This window comes from Litorimonas sp. WD9-15 (assembly GCF_050271975.1).
In the GTDB taxonomy this organism is placed as follows: domain Bacteria; phylum Pseudomonadota; class Alphaproteobacteria; order Caulobacterales; family Maricaulaceae; genus Litorimonas.
This window is the reverse complement of record NZ_CP189850.1, coordinates 1,836,917-1,862,511: the sequence shown is the minus strand read 5'-3', so window position 1 is coordinate 1,862,511 and position 25,595 is coordinate 1,836,917. Positions and strand designations below refer to the sequence as shown.

Annotated in this window: 26 protein-coding genes; 7 read left to right on the top strand and 19 right to left on the bottom strand. The window is 54.3% G+C overall.

Annotation, left to right across the window (positions count from 1 at the left end):
* The 16 genes from nuoL to ndhC are packed head-to-tail and all read right to left on the bottom strand — an operon-like array spanning position 1 to position 13,452.
* Entirely contained in the window at positions 1-2,073 is a 2,073-nt protein-coding gene (gene nuoL, locus ACP9M6_RS08760; protein WP_427450304.1) for an NADH-quinone oxidoreductase subunit L, read from the bottom strand.
* A gap of 4 nt (positions 2,074-2,077) precedes the next feature.
* Positions 2,078-2,404 carry an NADH-quinone oxidoreductase subunit NuoK gene (gene nuoK, locus ACP9M6_RS08755; protein WP_427450302.1) on the bottom strand — a complete coding sequence of 109 codons (327 nt, stop codon included), beginning with the start codon at positions 2,402-2,404 and terminating at the stop codon, positions 2,078-2,080.
* Between the two features lie 9 nt (positions 2,405-2,413).
* Positions 2,414-3,016, bottom strand: a complete 603-nt coding sequence (locus tag ACP9M6_RS08750) for an NADH-quinone oxidoreductase subunit J (RefSeq protein ID WP_427454774.1) — start codon at positions 3,014-3,016, stop codon at positions 2,414-2,416.
* A 31-nt stretch (positions 3,017-3,047) separates the two neighbouring features.
* The gene (nuoI, locus tag ACP9M6_RS08745; protein WP_427450300.1) at positions 3,048-3,536 is read right to left on the bottom strand and encodes an NADH-quinone oxidoreductase subunit NuoI; all 489 of its coding nucleotides are present in this window, start codon (positions 3,534-3,536) and stop codon (positions 3,048-3,050) included.
* Positions 3,537-3,547: 11 nt separating this feature from the next.
* Complete coding sequence (nuoH, locus tag ACP9M6_RS08740) at positions 3,548-4,639, bottom strand: NADH-quinone oxidoreductase subunit NuoH (RefSeq protein WP_427450299.1); 1,092 nt, start codon at positions 4,637-4,639, stop codon at positions 3,548-3,550.
* The gene (gene nuoG / locus ACP9M6_RS08735) at positions 4,636-6,720 is read right to left on the bottom strand and encodes an NADH-quinone oxidoreductase subunit NuoG (protein ID WP_427450297.1); all 2,085 of its coding nucleotides are present in this window, start codon (positions 6,718-6,720) and stop codon (positions 4,636-4,638) included. Before nuoG ends, nuoH begins: the two co-directional genes overlap by 4 nt.
* 43 nt (positions 6,721-6,763) lie before the next feature.
* On the bottom strand, positions 6,764-7,219 hold the full coding sequence (locus ACP9M6_RS08730) for a TM2 domain-containing protein (protein WP_427450295.1): 456 nt from the start codon (positions 7,217-7,219) through the stop codon (positions 6,764-6,766).
* Between the two features lie 5 nt (positions 7,220-7,224).
* Positions 7,225-8,532 (bottom strand): NADH-quinone oxidoreductase subunit NuoF, encoded by a 1,308-nt coding sequence (gene nuoF, locus ACP9M6_RS08725; protein ID WP_427450293.1) that lies wholly within the window; start codon positions 8,530-8,532, stop codon positions 7,225-7,227.
* A gap of 3 nt (positions 8,533-8,535) precedes the next feature.
* On the bottom strand, positions 8,536-8,763 hold the full coding sequence (locus ACP9M6_RS08720; RefSeq protein WP_427450291.1) for a hypothetical protein: 228 nt from the start codon (positions 8,761-8,763) through the stop codon (positions 8,536-8,538).
* Complete coding sequence (gene nuoE / locus ACP9M6_RS08715) at positions 8,763-9,884, bottom strand: NADH-quinone oxidoreductase subunit NuoE (RefSeq protein WP_427450289.1); 1,122 nt, start codon at positions 9,882-9,884, stop codon at positions 8,763-8,765. The genes ACP9M6_RS08720 and nuoE overlap by 1 nt, the downstream gene beginning before the upstream one ends.
* The gene (locus ACP9M6_RS08710; protein WP_427450288.1) at positions 9,881-10,096 is read right to left on the bottom strand and encodes a hypothetical protein; all 216 of its coding nucleotides are present in this window, start codon (positions 10,094-10,096) and stop codon (positions 9,881-9,883) included. Before ACP9M6_RS08710 ends, nuoE begins: the two co-directional genes overlap by 4 nt.
* Positions 10,093-11,289: an NADH-quinone oxidoreductase subunit D gene (locus ACP9M6_RS08705; protein ID WP_427450286.1), complete on the bottom strand. Its 1,197-nt coding sequence runs from the start codon at positions 11,287-11,289 to the stop codon at positions 10,093-10,095. Before ACP9M6_RS08705 ends, ACP9M6_RS08710 begins: the two co-directional genes overlap by 4 nt.
* Positions 11,276-11,881: a hypothetical protein gene (locus ACP9M6_RS08700; protein WP_427450284.1), complete on the bottom strand. Its 606-nt coding sequence runs from the start codon at positions 11,879-11,881 to the stop codon at positions 11,276-11,278. The genes ACP9M6_RS08705 and ACP9M6_RS08700 overlap by 14 nt, the downstream gene beginning before the upstream one ends.
* On the bottom strand, positions 11,881-12,489 hold the full coding sequence (locus tag ACP9M6_RS08695) for an NADH-quinone oxidoreductase subunit C (RefSeq protein WP_427454773.1): 609 nt from the start codon (positions 12,487-12,489) through the stop codon (positions 11,881-11,883). The genes ACP9M6_RS08700 and ACP9M6_RS08695 overlap by 1 nt, the downstream gene beginning before the upstream one ends.
* Before the next feature lie 2 nt (positions 12,490-12,491).
* The gene (locus tag ACP9M6_RS08690; protein ID WP_427450282.1) at positions 12,492-13,076 is read right to left on the bottom strand and encodes a NuoB/complex I 20 kDa subunit family protein; all 585 of its coding nucleotides are present in this window, start codon (positions 13,074-13,076) and stop codon (positions 12,492-12,494) included.
* Between the two features lie 10 nt (positions 13,077-13,086).
* The gene (gene ndhC / locus ACP9M6_RS08685) at positions 13,087-13,452 is read right to left on the bottom strand and encodes an NADH-quinone oxidoreductase subunit A (protein WP_427454772.1); all 366 of its coding nucleotides are present in this window, start codon (positions 13,450-13,452) and stop codon (positions 13,087-13,089) included.
* A gap of 1,213 nt (positions 13,453-14,665) precedes the next feature.
* On the opposite strand from ndhC, the gene ACP9M6_RS08680 reads away from it, so the two are divergent.
* A complete protein-coding gene (locus ACP9M6_RS08680; protein WP_427450280.1) occupies positions 14,666-16,255 on the top strand; it encodes a peptide chain release factor 3 in 1,590 nt (529 codons plus the stop codon).
* 3 nt (positions 16,256-16,258) lie between these two features.
* On the opposite strand, the gene ACP9M6_RS08675 is transcribed toward ACP9M6_RS08680, so the two are convergent.
* A complete protein-coding gene (locus tag ACP9M6_RS08675; RefSeq protein WP_427450278.1) occupies positions 16,259-17,362 on the bottom strand; it encodes a hypothetical protein in 1,104 nt (367 codons plus the stop codon).
* A 172-nt stretch (positions 17,363-17,534) separates the two neighbouring features.
* Between ACP9M6_RS08675 and ACP9M6_RS08670 the strand changes: the two genes are divergently transcribed.
* Entirely contained in the window at positions 17,535-17,873 is a 339-nt protein-coding gene (locus tag ACP9M6_RS08670) for a hypothetical protein (RefSeq protein WP_427450276.1), read from the top strand.
* Here ACP9M6_RS08670 and ACP9M6_RS08665 read toward each other — a convergent pair.
* Together ACP9M6_RS08665 and tpiA are read right to left on the bottom strand one after the other, a co-directional pair.
* Positions 17,870-18,847: a hypothetical protein gene (locus ACP9M6_RS08665; protein ID WP_427450275.1), complete on the bottom strand. Its 978-nt coding sequence runs from the start codon at positions 18,845-18,847 to the stop codon at positions 17,870-17,872. The two genes, ACP9M6_RS08670 and ACP9M6_RS08665, sit on opposite strands and share 4 nt — an antisense overlap.
* An 87-nt stretch (positions 18,848-18,934) precedes the next feature.
* Complete coding sequence (gene tpiA, locus ACP9M6_RS08660; protein WP_427450274.1) at positions 18,935-19,660, bottom strand: triose-phosphate isomerase; 726 nt, start codon at positions 19,658-19,660, stop codon at positions 18,935-18,937.
* 135 nt (positions 19,661-19,795) lie between these two features.
* Between tpiA and ACP9M6_RS08655 the strand changes: the two genes are divergently transcribed.
* From ACP9M6_RS08655 to trpC, 5 genes are read left to right on the top strand one after another with little or no spacing between them, the layout of a single operon-like run.
* A complete protein-coding gene (locus ACP9M6_RS08655; RefSeq protein WP_427450272.1) occupies positions 19,796-21,724 on the top strand; it encodes a SurA N-terminal domain-containing protein in 1,929 nt (642 codons plus the stop codon).
* Between the two features lie 7 nt (positions 21,725-21,731).
* The gene (trpE, locus tag ACP9M6_RS08650; protein WP_427450270.1) at positions 21,732-23,198 is read left to right on the top strand and encodes an anthranilate synthase component I; all 1,467 of its coding nucleotides are present in this window, start codon (positions 21,732-21,734) and stop codon (positions 23,196-23,198) included.
* A complete protein-coding gene (locus ACP9M6_RS08645; RefSeq protein ID WP_427450268.1) occupies positions 23,198-23,773 on the top strand; it encodes an anthranilate synthase component II in 576 nt (191 codons plus the stop codon). The genes trpE and ACP9M6_RS08645 overlap by 1 nt, the downstream gene beginning before the upstream one ends.
* Positions 23,770-24,789, top strand: coding sequence for an anthranilate phosphoribosyltransferase (trpD, locus tag ACP9M6_RS08640; RefSeq protein ID WP_427450266.1), 1,020 nt, complete (start codon positions 23,770-23,772; stop codon positions 24,787-24,789). The genes ACP9M6_RS08645 and trpD overlap by 4 nt, the downstream gene beginning before the upstream one ends.
* A complete protein-coding gene (trpC, locus tag ACP9M6_RS08635; protein ID WP_427450264.1) occupies positions 24,786-25,589 on the top strand; it encodes an indole-3-glycerol phosphate synthase TrpC in 804 nt (267 codons plus the stop codon). Before trpD ends, trpC begins: the two co-directional genes overlap by 4 nt.
* Positions 25,590-25,595: the final 6 nt, after the last annotated feature.

Sequence of the window (25,595 nt, the reverse complement as noted above, 5' to 3'; positions counted from 1 at the left end):
CTACCCTCCCGTCGTGCCGCGGAACGCGACAAGAATTAACAGCGCAACGCCCAAGAGCATGACGAAGGCATAGTGATAGAGATATCCGGTCTGGAGTTTCGAAATCCGCTTCGCCGCACCGGAGGCAAAACTCGCCACGCCGTTCGGACCAAATCCGTCAATGATGCGCACATCACCGACTTTCCAGAACAGGTCGCCCAGCTTGCGGGTCCCGCGCACGACTGTCGCGTCATAAAGCTCGTCAATATACCATTTATTGAGCAGGAAATTATAAAGCGGTGACCCGCCCGTTTCCGCGACATGGTCAATTTTCGCCTGAACGCTGCCGCGCACATACATGAACCACGCGATGATGAAGCCCGAGATAGAGGCGAGAAGAGGCAGGAGCAGCACCCAGTACGGATAACCATGCACCGGACGGAAAAGCAGCCAGTCTATAAAGCCCTTGGATTCATAGGCGGGATAATCACCCTCTGCCGCAGCCAATAAAGTATTCGAAATTGCCGCATGGGTTTCGCCGGACTTCCCGGGAAGTGACCCGTGCCAGAACCCGCCATAATCCTTTATGAAATATTTGTAGAACACCGCACCCGCTGTGACCGCGCCAATAGAGAGTAGGACAAGCGGCAGACGCATATTCCACGGGCTCTCATGCGCCTCGTCGAAATATTTTTGCTTCCCGCGATGTTCCCCGTGGAACGTCATAATGATCAGACGCCAGCTATAGAAGCTGGTCATAAGGGCCGCCGTGATCCCGATCCAGAAGGCGAAGATCGCCGCATTGGAGCCGCCGCGCGCATCATAGGCGGCTTCGATAATCGCGTCTTTAGAGAAGAACCCTGCAAAACCAAAAGTATAGCTGCCCGGAATACCGATACCCGTGATGGCGAGTGTGCCAATAATCATCGCGCCGTAAGTCCACGGCACTTTCTTCCAGATCCCGCCCATTTTGCGCATATCCTGCTGATGATGCAGCGCGTGGATCACAGAACCCGCGCAGAGGAAGAGCAGCGCTTTGAAGAACGCATGGGTGAAGAGATGGAACATCGCCGCATTATAGGCGCCAACACCCGCCGCAAAGAACATATAGCCGAGCTGCGAACAGGTTGAGTAGGCGATGACGCGTTTGATGTCGTTCTGGACAAGCGCGACGGACGCGGCGAAGAGCGCCGTGAATGCGCCGATAGCTGTAATGAAACCGGAGGTATTCGGGGCCAGTTCGTAAATCGGATAAGCGCGGCAGACGAGGAAGACGCCTGCTGTCACCATAGTTGCCGCATGGATCAGCGCGGAGACAGGTGTCGGGCCCTCCATCGCGTCAGGCAGCCAGACGTGCAGAACAAACTGCGCGGATTTCCCCATCGCGCCGATGAAGAGCAGGAAAGCAATCAATTCAATCGCATTAAACTCCATTCCAAGGAAGGGAAGAATTGTATCCACACCGCCTTCAAGCGCGGCGAAAACTGTATCAAATTTGACGGAGCCGAACATGAGGAAGATGGTCATGATGCCAAGCGCCAGACCGACATCACCCACGCGGTTCGTCACAAAGGCCTTAATCGCCGCCGCATTAGCGGACGGTTTCTTATAGTAATATCCGATAAGGAGATAACTCGCGAGGCCCACGCCTTCCCAGCCAAAAAAGAGCTGGATAAAGTTATCCGATGTGACGAGCATCAACATCGCGAAGGTAAAGAGCGAGAGATAGGAGAAGAAACGCGGCTGATAAGGGTCTTCCTCCATATAGCCCCAGCTATAGAGATGCACGAGGGCAGAAACGGAGTTCACGACGACGAGCATAACCGCTGTCAGCGTATCAATTTTGAGCGCCCAATTCGCTTCCATGGACCCGACACTCATCCAGCGGAGAACATTGACTGTCTCGTCCGGCGCGTCGCCAAAACCAATGTTCAGGAAAACGACCCATGATAGGATGGCGGACATAAAGAGAAGTCCTGTCGTGATGACCTTGGACGCTGTCGCATTCAGGATACCCGAGCCGAAGCGTGTTCCGGCCAGTCCAGCTATGATGGCCCCGATGAGCGGCGCAAAAACGATCGTTAAATAGATCACTAGATTACCCCTTCATCAGGTCGATATTTTCGACCGCGATGTTGCCGCGATTGCGGAAGTAAACGACAAGAATGGCAAGACCGACAGCGGCCTCAGCCGCCGCGACTGTCAGAATGAAGAGCGCAAAGATCTGACCCGCAATCGGGTCTGCGCCGGCGACGGGTTCCATATGAGTAGAGAAGGCAACGAAATTGATATTCACGGCCAACAGGATGAGTTCAACACACATGAGGATAATGATGACGTTCTTCCGGTTAACGAAAATCCCGAAAACGCCGATGGTGAACAGGATCGCCGCGACGATCAGGTAATGGTGCAATCCGATTAACATAGCGGTCCCCTACCCCAACCCTTGTCCGGGTTCGATATCGACGAGCTCGACACCGTCTTCCCGCGTGCGGGCCATTTGGTCCATCGCGTTCTGAATTTTGACACCCGACCTTGCACGTAATGTCAGCACAATCGCCCCAATCAGCGCCACGAGAAGGATCAAACCCGCCGCCTCGAACGCGCCCGCATATTGTGTGTAAAGCACATTGCCAATCGCTTCGAGATTGGTGACTTCGCTATCCGTGACCACAACGGTTTTGGACTCACCCGCAAAATAGGCCGCGCCAACCAGTATCATTTCTGCCAACAAAATAACGGCAACTATCATGCCGACGGGCAGATAGCTGAGAAAGCCCTGTTTCAGCTCCACAAAATCCACGTCCAACATCATCACGACGAAGAGGAAGAGCACGGCGACCGCACCGACATAGACCATAACGAGCAAGAGCGCGAGAAACTCGGCCCCCATTAGGATAAACAAGCCTGCTGCCGAGAAGAATGTCAGGATGAGGAACATCACCGAATGTACGGGATTGCGGGCCGCCACGACCATGAAGCCGGCGGCGATAGCGGTGAACGCTAAGACGTAAAATGCAATTGCAATGAGCACGATTCGAGATCCTGATGCGAAGTTGTCGCAGCCCTTAACGGTAGGGCGCGTCCAAGGCTAGATTTTTTGCGATTTCGGTTTCCCAACGATCCCCGTTCGCGAGGAGTTTGTCCTTGTCATAATAGAGTTCTTCGCGGGTTTCCGTGGCGAACTCGTAATTCGGACCTTCGACAATTGCGTCGACGGGACAGGCTTCCTGACACAAGCCGCAATAGATACATTTGACCATGTCGATATCATAGCGGGTCGTGCGGCGGGAGCCGTCGGGACGCGGTTCGGCCTCGATAATAATGGCTTGTGCGGGGCAGATCGCTTCGCAGAGTTTACAGGCGATGCAGCGCTCTTCGCCGGAAGGATAGCGACGCAGGGCGTGCTCACCGCGAAAACGCGGGCTGATCGGGCCTTTTTCGAACGGGTAGTTGATCGTGACTTTCGGGCGGAAAAAATATTTCATCGCGAGCATGAAGGCCGAGACGAATTCCAGCAGGAACGCGCCGCGAATGACTTGTTTGATACGGGACATAATTTAACTCCCTAAACCGCTTTATCGCCGAGAAAGACGACAAATGTGGAGACAATCACGACCGCCGCCAGTGCCGTCGGCAGGAAGACTTTCCAGCCCAGACGCATGAGCTGGTCATAACGGTAACGTGGTACAATCGCTTTCACCATGGCGAACATGAAGAACAGGAACGCGGTCTTCGCGAAGAACCAGAGGAATGGCGGTACGAATTGAAAACCAACATCAGCAGGCGCATGCCATCCGCCGAGGAAGAGCAGCGTCATCATCGCCGAGAGGAGCATAATATTCACATATTCCGCGAAGAAGAACATCAGGAACGGTGTTGAGGAATACTCAACCTGATACCCCGCGACGAGTTCAGATTCCGCTTCCGGAAGATCGAAGGGCGGGCGGTTTGTCTCGGCGAGGGCGGAGATGAAGAACAACACACCCATGTAAAACATGACCGGTGCGATCAGCAGGTTCCACAACCCATATTCGCCGACAGGATTCAGACGGAACATATTCCAGTTCCAAATGCCCGCGCCCTGCGCATCAACAATTGTCGTTAAGTTCATGGAACCACTGAGGAAAATTACGGTCAGGATGATAAAGCCGATGGAGACTTCATAGGACACCATCTGCGCCGCAGAGCGGAGCGCGCCCATAAACGGATATTTTGAATTAGATGCCCAACCGCCAATGATAATGCCGTAAACGCCAAGTGAACTCAGCGCGAGGACGTAGAGAACACCGACATTGATGTCGGAAATCACCCAACCCGGCGCGACGGGAATCACGGCCCAGGCCGCGAATGCCATAACGAGGCCGAGAATCGGCGCGAGGATGAATAGAAACTTGTCCGACCCCGCCGGAATGACGATTTCTTTGAAGAAGAATTTCAAAGCATCCGCCATGGTCTGCAAGAGCCCAAAGGCCCCCACGACATTCGGCCCACGGCGCATCTGCACCGCCGCCCAGATCTTCCGGTCGGCCAGCACAAGCGCGGCCACGAGCAACGCAAGGGACAGCACGAAGAGCAATACCTGCCCTGTCTTCAGAAGGGTCCAGAACAGCCAGTTCGTCTCCGACGCAGGCGTCACGGCTTGCATAATGGGGATCATTCCGCAGCCTCTTTCACAGTCGCGTTTTTCTCTTCAATGACGGCGGAACATTCGGCCATCACATTTGATGCGCGCGCAATGGCATTCGTCATGTAAAAGTCAACGATTGGGTTCACCAAAGGCTCGGATGAGAGACCGCCTTTCGCGCCCAAAGTGGTTGTATCAAACGCTTCAGATTCAGGTGCGGTATCCAGCGACATAAAGGTCGGATGGTCCGCGAACAGTTTCGCACGAAGCGCTTCCAGATTGTCGTAAGGCAAGACGCGACCGACTTGCGCGGATAAGGCCCGCAGGATCGCCCAGTCTTCTTTCGCGTCACCCTTGGGTGGCACAGCGCGGTTAGCCATTTGAACGCGGCCTTCCATATTCACATAGAGACCGGATTTTTCAGTATAGGCCGCACCGGGCAGGATAACATCCGCAACATGTGCGCCATTATCGCCGTGGTGACCCTGATAGATCACGAAGGCATCTTTGATTTTGGATGTGTCGAGTTCGTCGGCCCCCATGAGGTAAACGGTCTCAATCGCGCCCTGTTGCGCAGCGTCGAGAATGGCGTCCGTCGACAAACCGCCCTCACCCGGGACGAAACCCATGTCCAAGCCACCAACGCGGGAGGCCGCACCGTGCAGGATATTAACAGTCGCGCCGGATTTCGCGAGTTGGCCGACAGCTTCGAGCAGCGACAATCCAGCCTCGCCTTTCAACGCCCCTGCGCCGACAATAATGACGGGGTTTTTCGCAGACTTGAAAGTCTTGGCAAATCCGGAACGGGCTTTCGCAAATTTCGCGACATCCGCAGCGGAGGTTCCGACATGCTCATAGCTGTAAGTCAGGTCGACGGCTTCGCCGATCATGCCGATTTCGAGGTTACCCTCAATCCAGGTCTTGCGGATACGTGTATTGACGAGCGGCGCCTCGTGGCGCGGGTTCGTTCCGACCAACAGGATTGCATCAGCCTCTTCAAGACCGGCGATTGTCGTATTGAAAAGATAGCTCTGACGCGGGCCCTCTCCAATCAAAGAACCATCCTGACGACAATCGATGTTCTTCACACCGAGCGAGTCCATCAGGTCTTTCAACGCCTTCATCGATTCCGCATCGCAGAGGTCACCCGCAATCGCAGCCATCAGTGACGGGTCACCTTTCAGCTTTTCTGCCACAACGCCGAGCGCTTCGTCCCAATTTGCAGGACGCAGCTTGCCGTTTTCGCGGATGAATGGGCGATCAAGACGCTGACGTGCAAGGCCGTCCCAGACGAAACGGGTTTTATCGGAAATCCATTCCTCATTCACATCATCATTATTGATGGGCAGAATCCGCAATACCGCATCGCGGCGGCTATCGACACGGATATTGGAGCCAACGGCGTCCATCACGTCGATCGACTCAACCTTGTCCAATTCCCAAGGCCGCGCGTTGAACGCGTAAGGTTTGGACGTCAGCGCCCCAACGGGACAGAGGTCGATCACATTGCCGGACATCTCGGAGGTTAGGCTTTCTTCCAGATAGGTCGTGATTTCGGCATTTTCGCCGCGATTGACGAGGCCGATTTCCTGCACACCCGCCACTTCGGTAATGAAGCGGACACAGCGCGTACACTGGATACAGCGCGTCATGATCGTATTGACGAGCGGACCCATATGTTTGTCATCGACCGCGCGTTTATTTTCCTCGAAACGGGATGTATCGCGACCATAGCCCATGGCCTGATCCTGCAAATCACACTCACCGCCCTGGTCACAAATCGGGCAATCGAGCGGGTGATTGATGAGAAGGAATTCCATGACCCCTTCCCGCGCTTTTTTCACAGTCTCGGAGTTTGTGCGGATATTGGCTGGCGTGCCGTCACGGTTCGGACGCAAATCTTTGACCTGCAACGCGCAAGACGCTTGTGGCTTTGGCGCACCGACCCATTCGACGAGGCACATGCGACAGTTACCAGCGACAGACAGACGCTCGTGATAACAGAAACGCGGAATTTCCGCGCCGCCATATTCCTCACAGGCCTGCATCAGCGTGTATTCCGCTGGTACCTCGTGCTCGACACCGTCGATATTTAACTTGCGTAGGTCGGTCATTCTGTATCCGTGAAGAGTCTATAATCCAGCGAGAGCGAGATGTTTAGAACCAAGCCTTATTGCCGTGAACATATTCGTCTTGGAATTGCTGCTCGTCTTTGACGAGATAGATAATAAATTCGATGAAGGCGATTATGCAGATGATAAAGCCCGGCAGTATGAGGAGCCATCCAATTGTTCCGCAAAGAAGCATCGTGATCCCGGCCCCGGTTTTGCCCAGATAGAATTTATGAATACCAAAACCGCCAAGGAAGAACGCCAGAAGCGCAGCAACAATTTTGTCTTTACGACCCGCAACCGCATGGGATGCGCCCGCCATAGGATAAACACCGATCGCGACGTTATCTTCCAACGGATCAAAATCTACGACCATGCCCGCGCGGGGCGGACCAGACTTAGACTTATATTCGCCGCCCGTGAATTTGTAACGTTGACCATCAGCGGCGGAAATCACACCGATATGTCGATCAAAATCGTAATCCAGTATCTTGCCGTTCATCGCCCCTACTCCGCTGCTTGTACAAAGATGGGCTTATCCGCCCGGTAATTATCGATGCGCTCTTCGATCTCGTGACGGAAGTGACGGATGAGACCCTGAATGGGCCAAGCCGCAGCATCGCCGAGGGCGCAGATTGTGTGGCCCTCGACCTGTTTGGAAACGTCGAGCAACATGTCGATTTCAGACGTCTTGGCATTACCGACAACCATCCGTTCCATAACGCGCCACATCCAGCCTGTACCTTCACGGCATGGCGTACACTGACCACAGCTCTCATGTTTATAGAAGTAGGACAGCCGCGCGATGGCTTTCACGACATCAGTGGATTGATCCATGACGATGACAGCCGCCGTGCCGAGGCCCGATTGGTTTTCGCGCAATGCGTCAAAATCCATGAGGACTGTATCGCAAATTTCTTTCGGCAGAAGCGGAACAGATGACCCGCCCGGAATGACGCATTTGAGATTATCCCACCCCCCACGAACACCGCCCGCATGGGTTTCCAGCAATGTCTTCATGGGAATGGACATCGCCTCTTCGACATTACACGGCGTGTTAACGTGCCCGGAGATGGAGAACACTTTCGTGCCTTTATTATTGTCACGGCCAAATTGCGTCCACCAGTCAACGCCGCGGCGCAGGATGGTCGGCACAACGGCAATAGACTCAACATTGTTCACAGTTGTCGGACACCCATAGAGCCCTGCATTGGCCGGGAATGGTGGCTTCAGGCGCGGTTGTCCCTTTTTACCTTCGAGAGATTCCAGCAGAGCCGTTTCTTCACCGCAAATATAAGCGCCGGCCCCATGGGCCATGTAGATGTCAAAATCCCAACCGGTGCCGCAGGCATTCTTGCCCACCAGGCCTGCCGCATAAGCTTCGTCAATCGCGGCCTGAATGCGGTTACGTTCCAAAATATATTCACCGCGTAGATAGATGTAACAGGCATGCGCTTGCATTGCGAAAGACGCGACGAGGCAACCCTCGATCAACAGATGCGGATCATGACGCATGATGTCCCGGTCTTTACAAGACCCTGGCTCTGACTCATCGGCATTGACGACGAGGTAATGCGGGCGAATGCCGACTTCTTTCGGCATGAAAGACCATTTCAGACCCGTCGGGAAACCCGCGCCGCCACGACCGCGCAGGCCGGAGCTTTTGACCTGATCAATGATCCAATCCTTACCTTGCGCCAAAATCGCCGAGGTGCCGAGCCACGCACCACGATCCCGTGCGGCGTCCAATCCGTGGTCATTCAGACCATAAAGGTTTTGGAAGATCCGGTCTTTATCTTGGAGGAGTTCAGCCATAATCTAGTTCAAACCTCTCAATTTATTGCCACGGGACTTAAAGTACGAAAACATGGCGACAATGCCGATTGCGATCACACATTTGATAATCGTACCAATCATGCCGAACCCGTCAAAAACACCACTCACGTGCAAAATCAGCAAAATGAACGCCCCCAACCCAGCCGAAACATAAGCCAGTTTATCGAACGAATCTGATGTCATCGCGCGGCCATTTTCTCGTAAAGCCATTATGAACTCGCCTTCTTAGAGGCAGCTTTCGCAAGCGCCTTGGCTTGCTTGACCCATTCATCCCGCTTGATACGACCCGGAAAACGCGACAGCGCATCGGCTTCGACCAGTTTCACATCGGCGACTTTCCAAGCCCCGATCTGGCGATAATAATAAATACCCTTGGCGTTCAGATCGCTTTCAAATTTTGGGCCTATGCCTTTGATTTTCTTGAGATCATCAGGTGTGCCGTCCGTAGGGCCATCTTTGTAAATGACTTGCGGTTTCTTGCCGACCGGCTTGCTCGAGCGTTTTGGAAGACCTTTATTCGGCGCCTCGTCTACGAGACCCGCCGTCATATCCTTGCCCATATTATCAGGACGCTTTTTAGGGTCGCGGCTGGCTTTTTTAGTCGGGTCGACCCAGCCACCGCGTGTCGCGCGGCGCTCTTTCGGGTCCCACTCATAGTAATTAATCGCGGCCTTCTGGTCCGCATTTGGCAGCTTTTTCATCTTGCCGCGCGCATTGGACAAGTTCTTTGTCGTCAGGGCAATCGCGCCACCTTCCGGCTCTGACGTGTGACGATCATTTTGCGGCCCTCTTTTGGGCGTACGGCCCGCAACGAGATCATCGAGCAGCGCGTCAAAGCTTTCTGCCGTCAAATCTTCGTAATAGTGGTCCCCATCCGCATTTGAAATCTGTACCATCGGCGCATTGGCACAAGCGCCGAGACATTCGACCTCTAGCCAGCTCAACTTTCCATCGCTCGAGACCGTATTTTGCGGCCCGACACGGCGTGCCATGACAGCTTTCAAATCATCGGCCCCGCGCAACCAACACGGAGTCGTCCCGCAAAGCTGCACGAAATGCTCACCCACGGGCGAGAGATTATACATCGTGTAGAATGTTGCGACTTCATAGACGCGGATATAGGCCATGCCGAGCTTATCCGCGACAGCGCGCATCGCGACTTCCGGCAACCAACCGCCCGCATCCTTCTGCGCAATCCAGAGCGCGGGAATCAGCGCGGAGCGTTGACGATCCGCCGGATATTTCGCAATCCACATATCGATTTCGGCCTCTGCCGCAGCGGAAAAGCTATAAGCTTCCGGCTGCACCAGCGCCATACGTTGCGCACTCATGACGGTTTCCTTGTAAGCTCACGAACTTCGTATTCCTCATAATAGGCTGCAGAACCGTACTCGACATTGACCGAGTCAGTTGAAGCTAACACAACGCGCTCACCCTTCTGCAAAAGGATAAAATGCATGCCTTTATTCGCGTAAGCCGTCTTGATCTCAAATCCATCCTGCAAGACGTGACTTAAATCGGTATGAACCTCTGCCCCGATCATCGGTCAATCTCCCCGAACACGATATCGAGCGAGCCGAGGATGGCCGAGACATCCGCGAGCATGTGCCCGCGATTGAGATAATCCATCGCCGCGAGATGCGGGAAGCCCGGCGCGCGGAGTTTGCAGCGGTAAGGCTTATTTGATCCATCCGAGACAAGATAAACCCCGAACTCACCCTTGGGCGCTTCGACACAGGCATAGACTTCACCCGCCGGGACGTGAACGCCCTCCGTATAGAGTTTGAAGTGATGGATCAGCGCTTCCATAGACTGCTTCATCTCGGTGCGGCGCGGTGGGACAAATTTATTGTCCTGCGTCATGACCGGACCCTCAGGCATCATTTCGATACACTGTTTCATGATCTTCACCGACTCGTACATTTCCTCAACGCGGCAGAGATAGCGGTCATAACAATCCCCGTTCTTGCCGAGCGGGATTTTGAAATCGAGCTCAGAGTAAACTTCATAAGGCTGGTTCCGCCGCAAATCCCACGCGAGTCCGGAGCCACGGATCAGGACGCCGGAGAACCCGCGCTCATGGCAATCCGCTTCGGTCACAACACCAATATCGACATTGCGCTGTTTGAAAATCCGGTTCTCGGTCAGCAGCGTTTCAATGTCCTGCAGCTTTTCAGGGAATTGCTCACACCACGCGTAAATATCTTCGAGCAGCTTTGGCGGCAGGTCCTGATGGACCCCGCCCGGACGGAAATAATTGGCGTGCATCCGCGCACCACAGGCGCGTTCATAGAACACCATTAGCTTTTCACGCTCTTCAAAACCCCAGACAGGCGGCGTCAATGCGCCGACATCCATGGCCTGCGTCGTGATATTGAGCATATGCGAGAGAATACGGCCAATCTCGGAATAGAGCACACGGATGAACGACGCGCGGCGCGGTACACCCATGCCCGTCAGCTTTTCAATCGCGAGGCAGAAGGCATGCTCCTGATTCATCGGCGAGACATAATCCAGACGGTCGAGATAGGGCAGCGCTTGGAGATAGGTCTTATGCTCCATCAGCTTTTCCGTGCCGCGATGCAGCAGGCCGATATGCGGGTCGACGCGCTCGACGACCTCACCTTCCAGCTCCAGCACAAGACGCAAAACGCCATGCGCCGCAGGATGTTGCGGGCCGAAATTAATCGTGAAGTTGCGGTCGTCGCCCTGGAGGATGGCTTCAGTAGTCGCCATTTGAAGCAAACTCCTTCTCGGCTGCCGCCTGTACGGCAAGATTAATTTTTTCGCACTTTTTGAACTCCTTCATAACGTCAGGAGCCACATCTTCAGTATATGCAAATGGGTCGTAGCCATAAGGATTTAATCCAAGGGCTTCGATTGTAGAATTTACAAACTCTTCGTCATTCAGAAGAGCCTTTCCCCCTTCATCGACTCTAGCAGAATACACACCTGCCCAAACATCATTATAAAAATCAAATTTATCTGACGCCTCAGAAAACGCCTCAAAGTCATCATCGAGCCCTGGAAGAGCATAACTTAAGACTGATCCTACAGTGAGATACTCCGATAAAAATGCGCACTCCGCAGCAAAATCATCGGACACGACCTTACGAAACCCTTCAGAAACAAGACATGCCTCAAAACGCTTCACGTCCTCATATTCAATATCAGACTTGGCCTTGAGATCTATCATACACTGCCTGAGAGCAATGGAGTCGTAATCCTCAGCAAAAGCGTCATCGCCGCAACCCGAAACCTGCATAGATATAATGGAAGCAATAATGAGCAAAACACTTCTCGAATAAGACCTATTTACTAAACGCATCACTCCGCCGCCTCACTCTTCTCATCGCCTGGCAACACATAATCGCCGCCTTCCCATGAACTCATGAAATCGAAACTGCGATATTCTTGCGGCAAATTCACAGGCTCATAAACGACGGCCTTGCGGCCCTCGTCATAACGCACTTCGACAAAGCCACTTAGCGGGAAGTCTTTGCGCAGCGGGAAACCCTCAAACCCGTAATCCGTCAGAATACGGCGCAGGTCCGGATGATTTTCAAACGCGATACCGTACATGTCAAAGGCCTCACGCTCATACCAATCGGCGTTGGGGAAGAGCGGGACGCAGCTCTGCACAGCTGTGTCTTCATCCGTCGTGATTTTGATCCGGATGCGCGTATTATGGCTCATGGAAAGCATGTGATAGACGACGTCGAAACGGCGCGCGCGGGACGGATAATCCACACCCGCAATATCGATCAACTGCGTGAAGCGGCAGATCGGATCGTCGCGGAGGAAGGCCAACACGGTCAGGATTTCCGCGCGGCGGGCTTCCAATGTCAGTTCACCGAATGCCACCGACGCGCTGTTAATCGCATCGCCGAGCTGGCTCTCAATATGATCTTTTAGGTCTGCGAAATTATCAGCCATCATTAACGCTCAATATTGCCTTCGCGGCGGATTTTCTTCTGCAACTGCAATATCCCGTAAACCAGCGCTTCCGCCGTCGGAGGACAGCCCGGCACATAGACATCAACCGGAACAATCCGGTCACAGCCGCGCACAACGGCGTAGGAATAATGATAATAGCCACCGCCATTCGCACAGGACCCCATGGAGATCACATAGCGCGGATTCGGCATCTGGTCGTAAACCTTTCGAAGCGCAGGCGCCATTTTATTGGTCAACGTCCCCGCGACGATCATCACGTCGGATTGGCGGGGGGAGGCCCGCGGCGCAAAGCCGAACCGCTCGACATCATAACGCGGCATGGAGGCCTGCATCATTTCAACCGCGCAACAGGCCAGACCAAATGTCATCCACATGAGGGACCCCGTCCGCGCCCATGTGATGAGGTCATCAGACGCCGCGGTGATAAAGCCCTTATCGGCGAGCTGATCGCTCAACCCGTTAAACGCACCGTCATGCAATTTTGGATCATAGGCCGGTGTGCCAATATCGCGGGCCGCAGAACCGGCGGCAGCGAGTGGACGACCGTCTGGATTTACAAGAACCATGAGCTAACTCCTATTCCCAATCCAATGCGCCGACTTTCCACGCATATGCGAGGCCTGCGGCCAGCTCTGCGAGGAAAATCATGACAACCAGCCAGCCCTGCCACGTGATCGTGTCGAGGGTGACGGCATAAGGAAAGAGAAACGCAACTTCGATATCGAAGATAATGAACAGAATGGCCACGAGATAGAACCGCACATCAAATTTCATGCGTGAGTCGTCAAAGGCGGCAAAGCCACATTCGTAAGTCGAGACCTTCTCGCTATCCGGGTCCTTCGGCGCAATCACCGCCGGAACCAGCAGGAAGAGCAAGGACAGCACAAGTGCGATGCCAAACAGGATGACAACGGGAAGGTATTCCAACAGGAAATCGTTCATGGAACTCACGCGCAAAAATGGGCCAGATAGGCGGCGAGACTCAGCCACCTGCAATCGTGCCGGAACCTATTGAGGCGAAAGGGTGATTGCAACGACGAATCTAACGGTTTTGTGAGGGTTTTACACTGCGACGATTTTGCGAAAAACTGGTCTTGCGAGTGAGTTGCAAGTGGGTGGGTTAGGGAGCGAAAAAACACGTTTCAATCGAAATTATTTTGAGATTTCAAAACGCCAACCCATCTGTCACCCCGCACCAGCCCGCAAGGCGCAGATGTGGGGCCCAACGATTTCAGGGCTTAAGCTTGAGTTTACAGGCGATAGGTCCCGCATCTCCACTGCGTTGAGTGCGGGATGACATTGAGTATTCAGTCTCTCTTTTCTCATTCCGGAACATATTTTTTGGAAACAAACAACATGTTCCTGGATCCATTCGTTGAAGGCTTGGTTGGCTGACGCAAATTTATCTCAATCCCTCAATATAAACAAATGGATCCCGGTCTTCACGGGGATGACAAGAGTGTGAGTTCAGTGGCTTAGCTGAACATTGGGTTAGCCAATCCCACATTTAGAAAGGAATGATCACCGCTTATCAAACCTATGTCATATTCATCTCGTTCTTTCAGACACGGGACAGGCGAGGCCTCGCTTGCTGGTACTGGAGGACGGTGGGGTTGAGCATCCGGTTGTGAGGAGCCGGACTATGCCGGACCTTTTATGGCGAGTGTTCCGACACTGTCCGTTATTTACCGGAAGGCGGTAAATAACGGACAACTGTGACCACGCAGGACCGTTATATAAAAAACCACCGCCGCAGGGTCATGCCCGCGTAAAACAAAGTTTTTTATTCGGTACTCCGTCGTGGATACTGACCCTGCGGGCTGTCCCGCTACTTATTTGAGTGCCCCGCTGACCCCAAGATGGGCAGTCGCAGCATACGCTTGGCTAAAGACTTTTCACCATAAGCCTCATGTTGTCATCGTCCGACTTGATCGATCGATCCATGCGCATTGACCGTCGTAAGTTGACGGAATTTCAAGTCAAAATAGCCACCCGAATGCGAATGGATCCCCGTAGAGCCGGAGGATGCCAAAGAATAGAAAAAGAAGGGAGGCATATTTCGACTGCGCGTTCAATTGTAATTTCCAGTTCGCTAAGATTTCACTGCCCACCTTCGCCCTTGCCTACGCCACCCCTTCCCCTTATCTGCGCCGCTATGTCCAAAGCTCTCCAACTCGAACCGAAACGCCGTCGCGTCTTTGCCATTATTTCGCATCCTGATGCGGGTAAGACGACTCTGACGGAAAATATGCTCCTCTCGGCCGGAGCGATCCATGCTGCCGGACAGGTCGCCGCACGAGGTGAAGCACGCCGGACGCAATCGGACTGGATGAAAATTGAGCAGGAACGCGGGATTTCGGTTTCGTCCTCCGTGATGACGTTCGAACATAAAGACCTGATTTTCAATCTGCTCGATACGCCTGGCCATGAGGATTTCTCGGAGGATACTTACCGCACCCTTACCGCCGCCGATTGCGCGGTCATGGTCCTCGATGTCGCCAAAGGTATTGAGCCGCAGACACTGAAACTGTTCGAGGTCTGCCGCCTCCGCGATATTCCGATCATTACCTTCGTGAACAAGCTCGACCGCGAAGGCCGCGACACATTCGATATTATTACGGAGATTCAGGACAAGCTCGCCCTCGACGTTGTGCCGATGCAATGGCCAGCTGCTTCCGGTCGTCGGTTTAAAGGCGTTGTCGATCTGCGCACAAATGACTTCCTGCATTTCGTCAAACCCGATGAGGGTGGCGAACATGTCATGACAAAAGTCGACGGCAATTCAATCGGCGCGATGTTCGACAATGACGACCTATTGACCGAGTTCATGGAGGAGCAGGAACTCGCGCGTGAATATCCCGATTTTAATGAGCAGTCCTTCCGCGAAGGCCACATGACGCCCGTTTATTTTGGCTCGGCGCTACGCAAATTCGGTGTCTTGCAACTCATCGACGCCCTCGCCGAACTCTGCCCCGAACCGCAGGAAGAACCCGCGAAAAAGGCTGGGCAGCAAGTCATGATCCAACCCGACGGCAAAGAAGTCGCAGGATTTGTGTTCAAGGTGCAGGCCAATATGGACCTGAATCATCGTGACCGCGTGGCCTTCCTGCGCATGTGTTCGGGTGAATTCAAGCGCGGGATGAAACTCAAGACGGCGGAGAATAAAACGGTGTCCGTGCACAATCCGATTCTGTTCTTCGCACAGGATCGCGAATTGGCGGAAAATGCTTATGCAGGTGATGTAATCGGCATACCGAACCATGGGGCTTTACGGGTTGGAGACAGCCTCTCGGAATCAGGCAAAGTCGTCTTCGCCGGCATTCCGAATTTCGCGCCGGAAATCCTGCGACGCGCGCAATTGAAAGACCCGCTCAAGGCAAAACATCTGCGTAAAGCGTTGGAATCACTTGCGGAAGAAGGCGTGACACAACTCTTCAAACCAAATTTTGGCTCAGACATGATTGTCGGCGCGGTCGGATCGCTGCAGATTGACGTGATGCGGGAACGGATCAAGACGGAATATGGTCTCGACGTGACCTTCGAATCCCCGCCCTATCAAACGGCCAGATGGTTAGCGGCGGATGACCCCGCGACCATCAAAGCCTTTGTCGATAAAAACGTGATGACGACGGGAACCGACGTCGATGAGGCGCCCGTCTTCCTCGCCAAATCCTCATGGGATGTCGGTTACGCGCAGGAGAAGAACCCGGACATCCGATTCCTCACGACCAAGGAAAGAGCTTAGGCCCTACTTCGTCTCTGCCGTGTAACCACCGAGCCCATCTGCCGTGACCGTGCAATTCGAATCGCCCGCGCAAGTCGCAGTGGACATATTGAAACTCGTCATCGTGTTGAGCGTGCCCATATTCGCCATCATCGTCCCGCGGAACAGGGCCAGCATCAGGTTTGTATACTGGGTCTTAAAAATTTCGCCTTCCTGCGCGGGACTAAGCGGTCGGACAGAGGCAATAATTTCAGGCGTAAATTCTGCGGGTTTCCTGACCCCTGTATTGGCCAAAACGACAGCTAATCCGCCCCAGCTATTCCATTCCTCTTGGGGGGCTTCGAACACGGAGAACGTGACATATTTTCCCGTTTTATCCACTTGGGACATCACAAAGAAGCGGACAACTTCACCCTTCCGCCGCGCTGCGCCAAAGGCAAACGCATTCTGCGTGCCTAATATCTCTCGCGTCACGGCAAGTGAGTCAGCCTTCGGGTATTTCGCACGGGTCAAACCCGCCTCTTTCAGAGCGCGGTCAATCAGCTTTTTATCCGAAAGCTTTCCTGACGCTTTGTAATTGCCCGTTGTTTCACGTGGAGAAAGCGGGTCTTTCGGCGTCGCCATTTTGACATCACCGTTCACGGTCCAATTACCGATTTTTTGACTATACTTACCGGATTTCACAATTTCAGGCGCAGGGTATTTGAGGCCTTTAAATGGATTGGACGTGTTGGATTTGATTGAAACAGGCGCAGCGGATTTGGGCTTTACAACAGCAACTTTCGCCGCCGGTGCGCTTGGTTTTGCGGGCGCAGCGGACGACCCTGACAAAATATCGGATTTCGCAGATGTCATATCCAGCTGACCGACCTCCGCCAAAACAACCCGCAGCTCGCGTGCATCGCCCTGCCCAACCATCGCCGCGAGAACGTCCCGTGTCCCGCGCTCCGTCTCGCCCTCACCAGAGAGGAACAGCGTCCCCTTCTCCGTGGATTTAGACAGATCGAACACATCAATCCACATTGTCGAGAGACCAAACAAGATTGCCTCTTCGGGATTGCCCGCACTTTCGGCGTCGAGATCGCAACTGCAATCCGCCTCAATCTGCGCCACGGTGGAGACCCTCATCTCCTGCGCAAAAGCCTCCGTTGAGGATAACAGAGCAAGCGTGAAAGGGACGAACAATTTATGCATATTGAAAGCTTAACATGAAAATTGACGAAATCATGGCAATTTTTCCAGAGCGGCACGCGGCTTGAAATGTGGAGATCACAGTCGACCTTCACCGAAAGCGCGTCCCATGCTGATACACTTCCTACCCGCCATCATCATGTTTGCGATCACGGTTGGATTTGTCGCCTTACTCTTCGTGCCCGCAACGGTATATAAACAGAAAAACGAGCTGATAAATTTTTATTGGGCCGGAATTTGGGTATTTCTGGGTCTAATCGCCGCCTTCTCAGGCGGATCAGAAACACTCTTCTTACTCTCTTATGACAGCCGGTTAGTGGCCGAAGGCTTACTCGGCGCCATTATTCTCTGCTTCGTCATTTTCGTCATCTTCGGTTGGTTCCGCCTGTCCTTCACCGCGATCGCGGCGGGCGTAAAGCACTTTTTTGCAAAAACCAAACGCGCCTAACGTCCACCGGCCAGAGCGGGCATAGGTTGCGTCGTGACCGGGGTCGTCGGCGCAGGCGTTGCGCTCGGCGCAGCTTTCACATCATCATTTAATCGACCAAAAAGACTTTTCTGGGCCTGTTCAGGGGCCAGCGCGATGGGATTAACGTCCCGTGCAGGCGCGGCAGTTTGCGGCGCGATGACGGAGCGACGCGGCATATTTGCCGGCGCTTGAATGGGTTGACCAATCGGCGGACGCGACTGTGTTACGGACTGCGGGCGCGCCGCGGATTGCGGCTGATATTGCGGTGGTGCGACACGACGCGGGCCGGTGGCACGACGCGGCTGGGCAACAGCGCGGGATTGTTGATAGGGCTGTGGCTGATATTGCCGCTGCGGTTGGGGCACCGATTGCGGGAACGCGCGGGGGACACCGTCTAAAATAGGCCTGAAGGCAGGACGGGGCTGCGCGGGCTGACGAGATTGAACGGGCTGCGATGCGGCCGGCTGGCGATAACGGTTTTGTTGCTCGGTCAAGCTCATATTCTCAAGACGACGTGTCGAAGCCTGCTGAGCTGTAGGGCGTTGCGGAACAGCCTCTCTTACTACACGACGGGTTGGCGTCGGCTGGCCAACTTTCACAGTGTTCGAACGGGATTGCACCTGCGTTCCGACCCGAACTGTATTTGTACCGCCCGTCATCATGCGGGAAGACTGTAGCGTACTCGCAAAACCCTCACCGGAAATCGAAATTTGCGACGCAATTGGTGTTGAAGCACTGGAGAGAAATTCGCAGACGCCGGACACGCGCGGATTGGGTTTCACATAATTCCACGCTCTACATTGCGCATCGCCGGAACAATGGCTCTCGCAAACATCCGCGCCGCCTGCAACAGAACTACTATACGGCGTGCCTGGGCGATATGTGCCCAAATCCGCCGCGAATACGGGTGTGGAGAGCAGGGCTGAAACAGCGAATAGAGACAGGATGCGCATATTATCCTCACAGGTGGGGTCGAATCGTTAGACCGACCTTGCCCGCAAGGCGTTAGCGCTTGGTTAACCCTATTTTTCGGAAATCAATTAAACGGCAAGCCGAGCAATTTCGGACAGACTTTTCATCTCAAGCCCGGCCCCGCCAATCAGCGCGCCATTGACGTTCTCAATCGCGAGGATGTCCTTCGCATTCGTCGGCTTCACGGAACCCCCATAGAGAATCCGGACCCCGTCCCCGACTTGCGCACGAATGGCGTCATGTATTTCAGCGATATCTTTGAGCGTCGGGACTTTGCCTGTACCAATGGCCCAGACGGGTTCATAAGCTATGACATAGTCCGCCAGTGTGGGGAGTGAGCCCTTAATTTGCGTTTTAACGACTTTCAACGCATCGCCCTTATCCCGCTGGGCTTCCGTCTCGCCAACACAAATGATGGGAATTAAGCCTGCTCGTTTTGCAGCGCTCGCTTTGGCTTTGACGGATTTATTGGTGTCACCGGCAGCGCGGCACTCACTGTGACCGACAATGACATAGTCAGCGCCCGCGCTCATCAGCATTTCCGCAGAGAGGCAACCCGTATGCGCGCCGCTGGCTGCCTTATGACAATCTTGGGCACCCAAATACATACCGGCTTGGCGGGTGGTATCACTAAGTCTCTGAAGATAAAGCGCTGGCGGACAGATGAGAACATCCAAAGATTTCCTCTGGCCCTGCGGGAAAAGCGCATCAAATTCCAACGGCTTATCCACCCAATCTGGTGAGCCGTTCATTTTCCAATTTGCCGCAATGAGAGGACGCAAAGCCTTAGCCATATGATCTCAATCTTTCAATATTTCGTCTTAGATGTGTCGTAAACCTATCGACATTGCAAGCGCAGCAAGGTCTTGTAAGGCAGTGGGGGCACAGCTATGTGTCAACTTTCGAAATCCCCTGCTTCGCGAGGCAAAATGGCCCAGTCCATCGGTGCAAAAATCAGATCCGGCTTTGTCGGCATTCTAGTCGGACTTTTAGTTCTGGCCTTCGCCGTTTGGGGCGTGAATGATATTTTCGTGCCGGGCGTCCGAAATGCCGTTGTCAGTGTCGGCGATGAGAGCGTCTCAACCCGCGATTTCCAGCGTGATCTACAGTCCCGATTGCGGGAAATCGCCGTGCAGCGTGGCGAAGGACTAACGAATGAACAAGCCTATCAACAGGGTATTCACCGCGAACTGATCGGACAATATCAACTCCGACTCGCGATTGAAAAAGATGCAGATGATCTTGGTATTGGTGTGAACCGTCAGGATGCGAAACAATATATCGAATCTTTCCCCGCCTTTAAATCGAGTGTCACCGGTGAATTCGATCGCGACAAATTGGTTCAAGCGATTGGCGGATTGAATAACGGATATTCGATTAAGGCCTTTGAGGAGGACACATTACGCGACCTCCGCCGTGAGCAAACAACAGAAGCTATTGTGGGCGGAATTCAAGCGCCATCGGGTTTTGCAACGCGCTATTTTGATTATGTCTCCGAACAGCGCAAAGCGACGATCCTGACATTGAATAAGGGTGCCGTTCCCGCGCCGGACGCACCGGATGATGAAACATTGCAGGCCTATATTGATGGCAATGCCGTGCGCTACACCGCACCGGAATACCGCAAAGTCACGATGATCCGTCTGGAACCTCAATATTTCCTCCCTGACCTTGAAGTCACCGAAGATGAAGTCCGGGCCGAATTTGATCGGCGCGTGGCACGGGGTGACCTTGGGACACAAGCGACACGAGACGTCATCATTCTGGCGGCGTCTGATGAAACCACCGCGCAGCAAGCCGCAGACCGCCTGATGGCGGGTGAAGCGCCTGAACTCGTCGCGGGTGCACTGGGTCTCGTGGCCCCGGATAGTTATGATGACATCGAGAAAGACACGCTGATTGACTCCGCCACGGATGAAATCGCTTTCAACCTGGAAGAAGGCCAAGCGGCGGCTGGATTAAACAGTCTCGGCGGTTGGGAAGCTATTTATGTCCCGGAAGTCACGCCCGGCACGTCCCCCGTCTTTGCATCTCTGGAACGTGAAATTCGTCAGGAAATCGGCCTGGATAAGGCGAAAGAGAAAATCTTTGACCTCCAGGATTTGATTGATCCCATGACATTTGAAAACCGAACATTGGAAGAAATCGCCGAAGAATTAGACCTCCCCATGGAAAGCTATGATTTCATAGATCGTTCCGGTTCGACTCAGGACGGTCTGCGTCTGGCAGGCAGTACAAATATTCCGGGTATTGCGGCAGATGACACGTTACTGCGGGAAATCTTCACGGCTGATATTGGGCTGGACAGTCAGATTTTCGAGACCGTCCATGAGGGCGCAGTCCTGTTCCGCGTGGTCGATATTATCGACAGTCAGGTCCGCCCACTGGAAGATGTTCGCGACAGTGTCATCGCCGCTTGGACTTCCGAACAAATTCAAGACGCTTTGAATGAGCACGGGATCGCCCTCGCCGGAGAAATTGGTGAAGGCCGGACGCTGGAGGACTTGAGCGAGGAACTCGGGACCGCCGCAACACTCGAGGAACGCGGCATTTCCCGCGCCAATCCGCCCCGCGACATTGATGGTCAAATCGTCGTCGACCTTTTAACAGGAGCGCCGGGCGAAATCAGCCGCGGTGCGGGTGTACAGCCAGAGACTTACACAATTGCGCGTTTGGACACGATTACCCCTAATAGCGACGGCCTTGCGGGAGAAATCCTCGACGTCGTTCAGCGCAATATCTCTTCAGAGATTAGCTTGGATATACAAAATGCCTATCGCCTCGCGATTTTGAAAGAGCATGAGTTGCGCGAATATCCGGATCAAGTGACAACTGTTATGGGTATCGAGGGTCAATAATTCGGCCGTGACGTTACAATTTTCACCTGCACCTGATCAGTTAGACGCCTCCTCCGCGCAGCTTATTTTCGCGCGGGTTATCAATGATATTGACACACCTGTGTCTGCCTTTTTGAAGGCTGCGCAAGGTAAGCCATACGCGTTTCTGTTTGAAAGTGTGACGGGAGGCGAACAGCGCGGACGTTATAGTTTCTTCGGATTCGACCCCGATATCATCTGGCGGAGTGAAGGCGATGCCAGCGAGATTTCGCGCGACGGCGGCGAGTATACGCCCTGTGACGGCAAACCTCTCGACGCCCTCCGCGCCTTGCAAGCGGAAGTTAGCTTCGACCTTCCTGAAGATATTCCACCCATGGCGGCGGGTCTCTTCGGCTATCTGGGTTATGACATGGTGCGGCAAGTGGAGACGCTCTCCACCGCAAAACATGACCCTATCGGGACACCGGATGCGATCATGGTGCGCCCGCGTATCGTCTGTATCTTCGATCAAGTCGCGCAGGAAATCATTATTGGTTCACCTCTTGATGCAGGCGATGATTACGGCGCAGCCTGTGCGCGGATTGAGCGCGTTGCGGCGGACCTCGCCTTGCCTGTTTCCGCCAATACGGGACGCGATGTCACCATTCCAAAACTTGAGCCCGTTCTCGGAACAGACGGTCCAACATTTGGCCAGCGTGTTGCGAAAGCCAAAGATTACATTCTCGCGGGGGACATCTTCCAAGTCGTGATCGGACAGCGCCTCTCCGCGCCACTGCCAGCGACGCCCTTTGCGCTCTATCGCAGTCTCCGCCGGATGAACCCCTCGCCCTTTCTCTATTTCCTCGACTTCGACGACCATCAAATCATCGGCTCAAGTCCGGAAATTCTTGTGCGTCTGCGTGACGGTGTCGTCACAGTTCGCCCTATCGCAGGAACACGTCCACGTGGGAAAAACACGGCGCAGGATTTGGCGCTGGAACAGGACCTGCTGAATGATCCAAAAGAATGTGCGGAACATCTCATGCTGCTCGACTTGGGTCGAAACGATGTCGGCCGCGTCGCGAAATCCGGAACGGTTCGCGTCACGGAACGGTTCACTGTCGAACGCTATAGCCATGTCATGCATATCGTCTCGAACGTGGAAGGCGAAATCCGTGAAGGACTCGACACGCTCGACGCGCTCTTCGCAGGTTTCCCCGCAGGCACGGTTAGCGGCGCACCCAAAGTCCGCGCGATGGAAATTATTGATGAGTTGGAAGATGAAAAGCGCGGCATTTATGCGGGTGCGGTTGGATATATTTCCGTCAATGGCGACATGGACACAGCTATCGCTCTGCGTACGGCGATTGTGAAAGATGGAACGCTCCACGTTCGCGCGGGCGCCGGCATCGTCATGGACTCCGTGCCGCAGATGGAATTCGAAGAAACCCTGCATAAGAGCGCGGCCCTCTTTCGCGCAGCGGAACAATCCGTTCGGTTCGGAGGGAATAGCTAATGCTCCTCGTCATCGATAATTATGACAGTTTCACCTATAACCTCGTGCATTACGCGCAGGAGCTCGGCGCTGAAACACATGTGGTTCGCAATGACGATATCGGGGTCGGCCAAGCGCTTTCCATGGGCGCGAAAGCTGTGCTGCTCTCCCCCGGGCCAAAAACGCCGACGGAAGCGGGCATCTGCCTAGACCTTATCAAACAGGCACCCGAAGACCTCCCCATACTCGGGATCTGCCTCGGCCAGCAATCCATCGGCCAAGCCTTTGGCGGGAAAGTCATTCGCGCCAAAGAAATCATGCACGGCAAAGTCTCACCCATGCACCATGACGGCACGGGATTATTCGAAGATTTAGAAAGCCCGTTCAACGCAACGCGCTATCACTCGCTCTCTGTCGAACGAGAAACATTGCCCCCGGAACTCCTCGTCAATGCCTGGACGGAAGACGGCGAGATCATGGGCCTTCGTCACGCGACGCGCCCGATTCACGGGTTACAATTTCACCCCGAATCCATCGCGTCCGAGAACGGGCATAAGCTGATCGGACGGTTCCTCGACATTGCGGGGATGCGGTGAGCCTCAATACGGACATCTTCAAAACACTCGGCGCGGGCGACCGACCATCACCGGAAGCATTGCGTGCGGCCCTGACCTCAATCCTGAACGGCGAATCGCAATCGGAACAAGTCAGCGCCCTCCTTCTCGGTCTCGAAATGATTGGCTTGTCCGCACAGGAACTCCGTGTTGGCACAGAAGTCATGCGCGAGAACATGGTCCCTGTAGAGCTAGATTTCGACGTTATTGACATTGTCGGCACGGGTGGGACGGGATTGCATACGCTCTCCATCTCGACTGCAACCGCTCTCGTCTGCGCAGGCGCTGGGGCAAAGGTCGCGAAACATGGTAATCGTGCCGCGAGCAGCCTGACGGGAACCGCCGATACATTTGCAAAGCTCGGCGTGGACCTCGGCATGAGTCCCGCCACAGCGAAACTCTGTATTGAGGATGCAGGCATCGGCTTTCTTTTCGCGCCGAACCATCATCCCGCCATGCGACATACCGGACCTGCCCGCAAAGCACTGGGCATCCGGACATTGTTCAACATGCTCGGCCCGATGAGCAATCCGGCGCGCGCGTCGCATATTCTGCTCGGTGTCTGCGATGATGGGTGGAGACGCCCCATGGCGGAGGCGCTGGCGGAGCTCGGCACCAAACGCGCTTGGGTCGTTCACGGCGAAGACGGGCTGGACGAAATCACGACGACGGGAAAGACATTCGTCTCCGAAGTCCGCGCGGGAGCCGTGCGCGATTTTGAAATTGACCCGCGCGAATTTGGCATTCCGATTTCAGATATGGCGGAGTTGAAAGGCGGCGATCCCGATGTGAATGCGGCAGCGTTACAAGGCCTATTGGACGGCGAAAAATCTGCCTATCGGGACATCGTCATCCTGAACGCCGGTGTCGCCCTGATGATTGCGGGTGTCGCGGAAAATGTCGGTCTCGGCATTGTCAAAGCGACGCAATCCATCGATTCAGGGTTTGCCAAATTGGCGTTAAAGCGACTGACGGAACTCTCGGGGGTGAAATTATGACCTCGGCCCTGATGGACGCGCCGGATGTGTTAAAACGCATCGCCACCTATAAAGCCGATGAGGTCACGGCGTTGAAATCGCAGACCACGATAGAAGTGCTGCGCGAAACGGCAGCCGCTCTGCCCCATCCCCGCAAATTCGAAGATGCGATCAAAGCGGCGTCGGGTCCTGCACTCATCTGTGAAGTCAAAAAGGCGAGCCCGTCCAAAGGCATCATCCGCGAAGATTTCGATCCGGTGGACATCGCAAAAGCTTACGAAGCGGGTGGCGCGACTTGCCTCTCCGTGCTCACCGATGGCCCGGGATTCCAGGGCAGCAATGAAATTTTCGCGCAAGTCCGCGCAGCGACACATCTCCCCCTGCTCCGCAAGGACTTCATGCTCGATCCCATCCAAATCGCGGAAAGCGCCGCGATGGGGGCAGATTGTATTCTTGTCATTCTGGCGATGATTGGTGACGAGACGGCGAAAGCTCTGATGAAGGAGGCCGAAACGCTTGGGTTGGACGCCTTGGTTGAGACGCATGACGAAGCCGAGTTGAAACGTGCAATAGGATTGGGCGCGACTCTTATCGGGGTGAACAACCGCGACCTCCGAACATTCGATACAACGCTCGACACATTTGACTGCCTCTCGGGCTTAGCGCCAAAGGACTGCACACTGATCGCGGAGTCAGGCATTTTCACAAAAGACGACATCACCCGCCTCGCCGATAGCGGCGCGCAAGGCTATTTGATTGGCGAGAGTTTGATGCGGCAGGAGGATGTCGCAAAAGCCACGAATAAACTTATTATGAAATGACTGAGT

Coding starts and splice junctions, on each gene's coding strand:
- ACP9M6_RS08670 (WP_427450276.1), top strand. CDS start 17,535: ATGCTGATACACTTCCTACCCGCCATCATCATGTTTGCGATCACGGTT.
- ACP9M6_RS08680 (WP_427450280.1), top strand. CDS start 14,666: ATGTCCAAAGCTCTCCAACTCGAACCGAAACGCCGTCGCGTCTTTGCC.
- ACP9M6_RS08700 (WP_427450284.1), bottom strand. CDS start 11,881: ATGCGTTTAGTAAATAGGTCTTATTCGAGAAGTGTTTTGCTCATTATT.
- ACP9M6_RS08665 (WP_427450275.1), bottom strand. CDS start 18,847: ATGCGCATCCTGTCTCTATTCGCTGTTTCAGCCCTGCTCTCCACACCC.
- ACP9M6_RS08730 (WP_427450295.1), bottom strand. CDS start 7,219: ATGAACGGCAAGATACTGGATTACGATTTTGATCGACATATCGGTGTG.
- ndhC (WP_427454772.1), bottom strand. CDS start 13,452: ATGAACGATTTCCTGTTGGAATACCTTCCCGTTGTCATCCTGTTTGGC.
- ACP9M6_RS08705 (WP_427450286.1), bottom strand. CDS start 11,289: ATGGCGACTACTGAAGCCATCCTCCAGGGCGACGACCGCAACTTCACG.
- nuoI (WP_427450300.1), bottom strand. CDS start 3,536: ATGTCCCGTATCAAACAAGTCATTCGCGGCGCGTTCCTGCTGGAATTC.
- ACP9M6_RS08720 (WP_427450291.1), bottom strand. CDS start 8,763: ATGGCTTTACGAGAAAATGGCCGCGCGATGACATCAGATTCGTTCGAT.
- ACP9M6_RS08695 (WP_427454773.1), bottom strand. CDS start 12,489: ATGGCTGATAATTTCGCAGACCTAAAAGATCATATTGAGAGCCAGCTC.
- ACP9M6_RS08710 (WP_427450288.1), bottom strand. CDS start 10,096: ATGATCGGGGCAGAGGTTCATACCGATTTAAGTCACGTCTTGCAGGAT.
- ACP9M6_RS08655 (WP_427450272.1), top strand. CDS start 19,796: ATGGCCCAGTCCATCGGTGCAAAAATCAGATCCGGCTTTGTCGGCATT.
- ACP9M6_RS08645 (WP_427450268.1), top strand. CDS start 23,198: ATGCTCCTCGTCATCGATAATTATGACAGTTTCACCTATAACCTCGTG.
- trpC (WP_427450264.1), top strand. CDS start 24,786: ATGACCTCGGCCCTGATGGACGCGCCGGATGTGTTAAAACGCATCGCC.
- tpiA (WP_427450274.1), bottom strand. CDS start 19,660: ATGGCTAAGGCTTTGCGTCCTCTCATTGCGGCAAATTGGAAAATGAAC.
- nuoH (WP_427450299.1), bottom strand. CDS start 4,639: ATGATCCCCATTATGCAAGCCGTGACGCCTGCGTCGGAGACGAACTGG.
- ACP9M6_RS08690 (WP_427450282.1), bottom strand. CDS start 13,076: ATGGTTCTTGTAAATCCAGACGGTCGTCCACTCGCTGCCGCCGGTTCT.
- nuoK (WP_427450302.1), bottom strand. CDS start 2,404: ATGTTAATCGGATTGCACCATTACCTGATCGTCGCGGCGATCCTGTTC.
- nuoG (WP_427450297.1), bottom strand. CDS start 6,720: ATGACCGACCTACGCAAGTTAAATATCGACGGTGTCGAGCACGAGGTA.
- nuoE (WP_427450289.1), bottom strand. CDS start 9,884: ATGAGTGCGCAACGTATGGCGCTGGTGCAGCCGGAAGCTTATAGCTTT.
- ACP9M6_RS08675 (WP_427450278.1), bottom strand. CDS start 17,362: ATGAGGGTCTCCACCGTGGCGCAGATTGAGGCGGATTGCAGTTGCGAT.
- nuoF (WP_427450293.1), bottom strand. CDS start 8,532: ATGGCTGAACTCCTCCAAGATAAAGACCGGATCTTCCAAAACCTTTAT.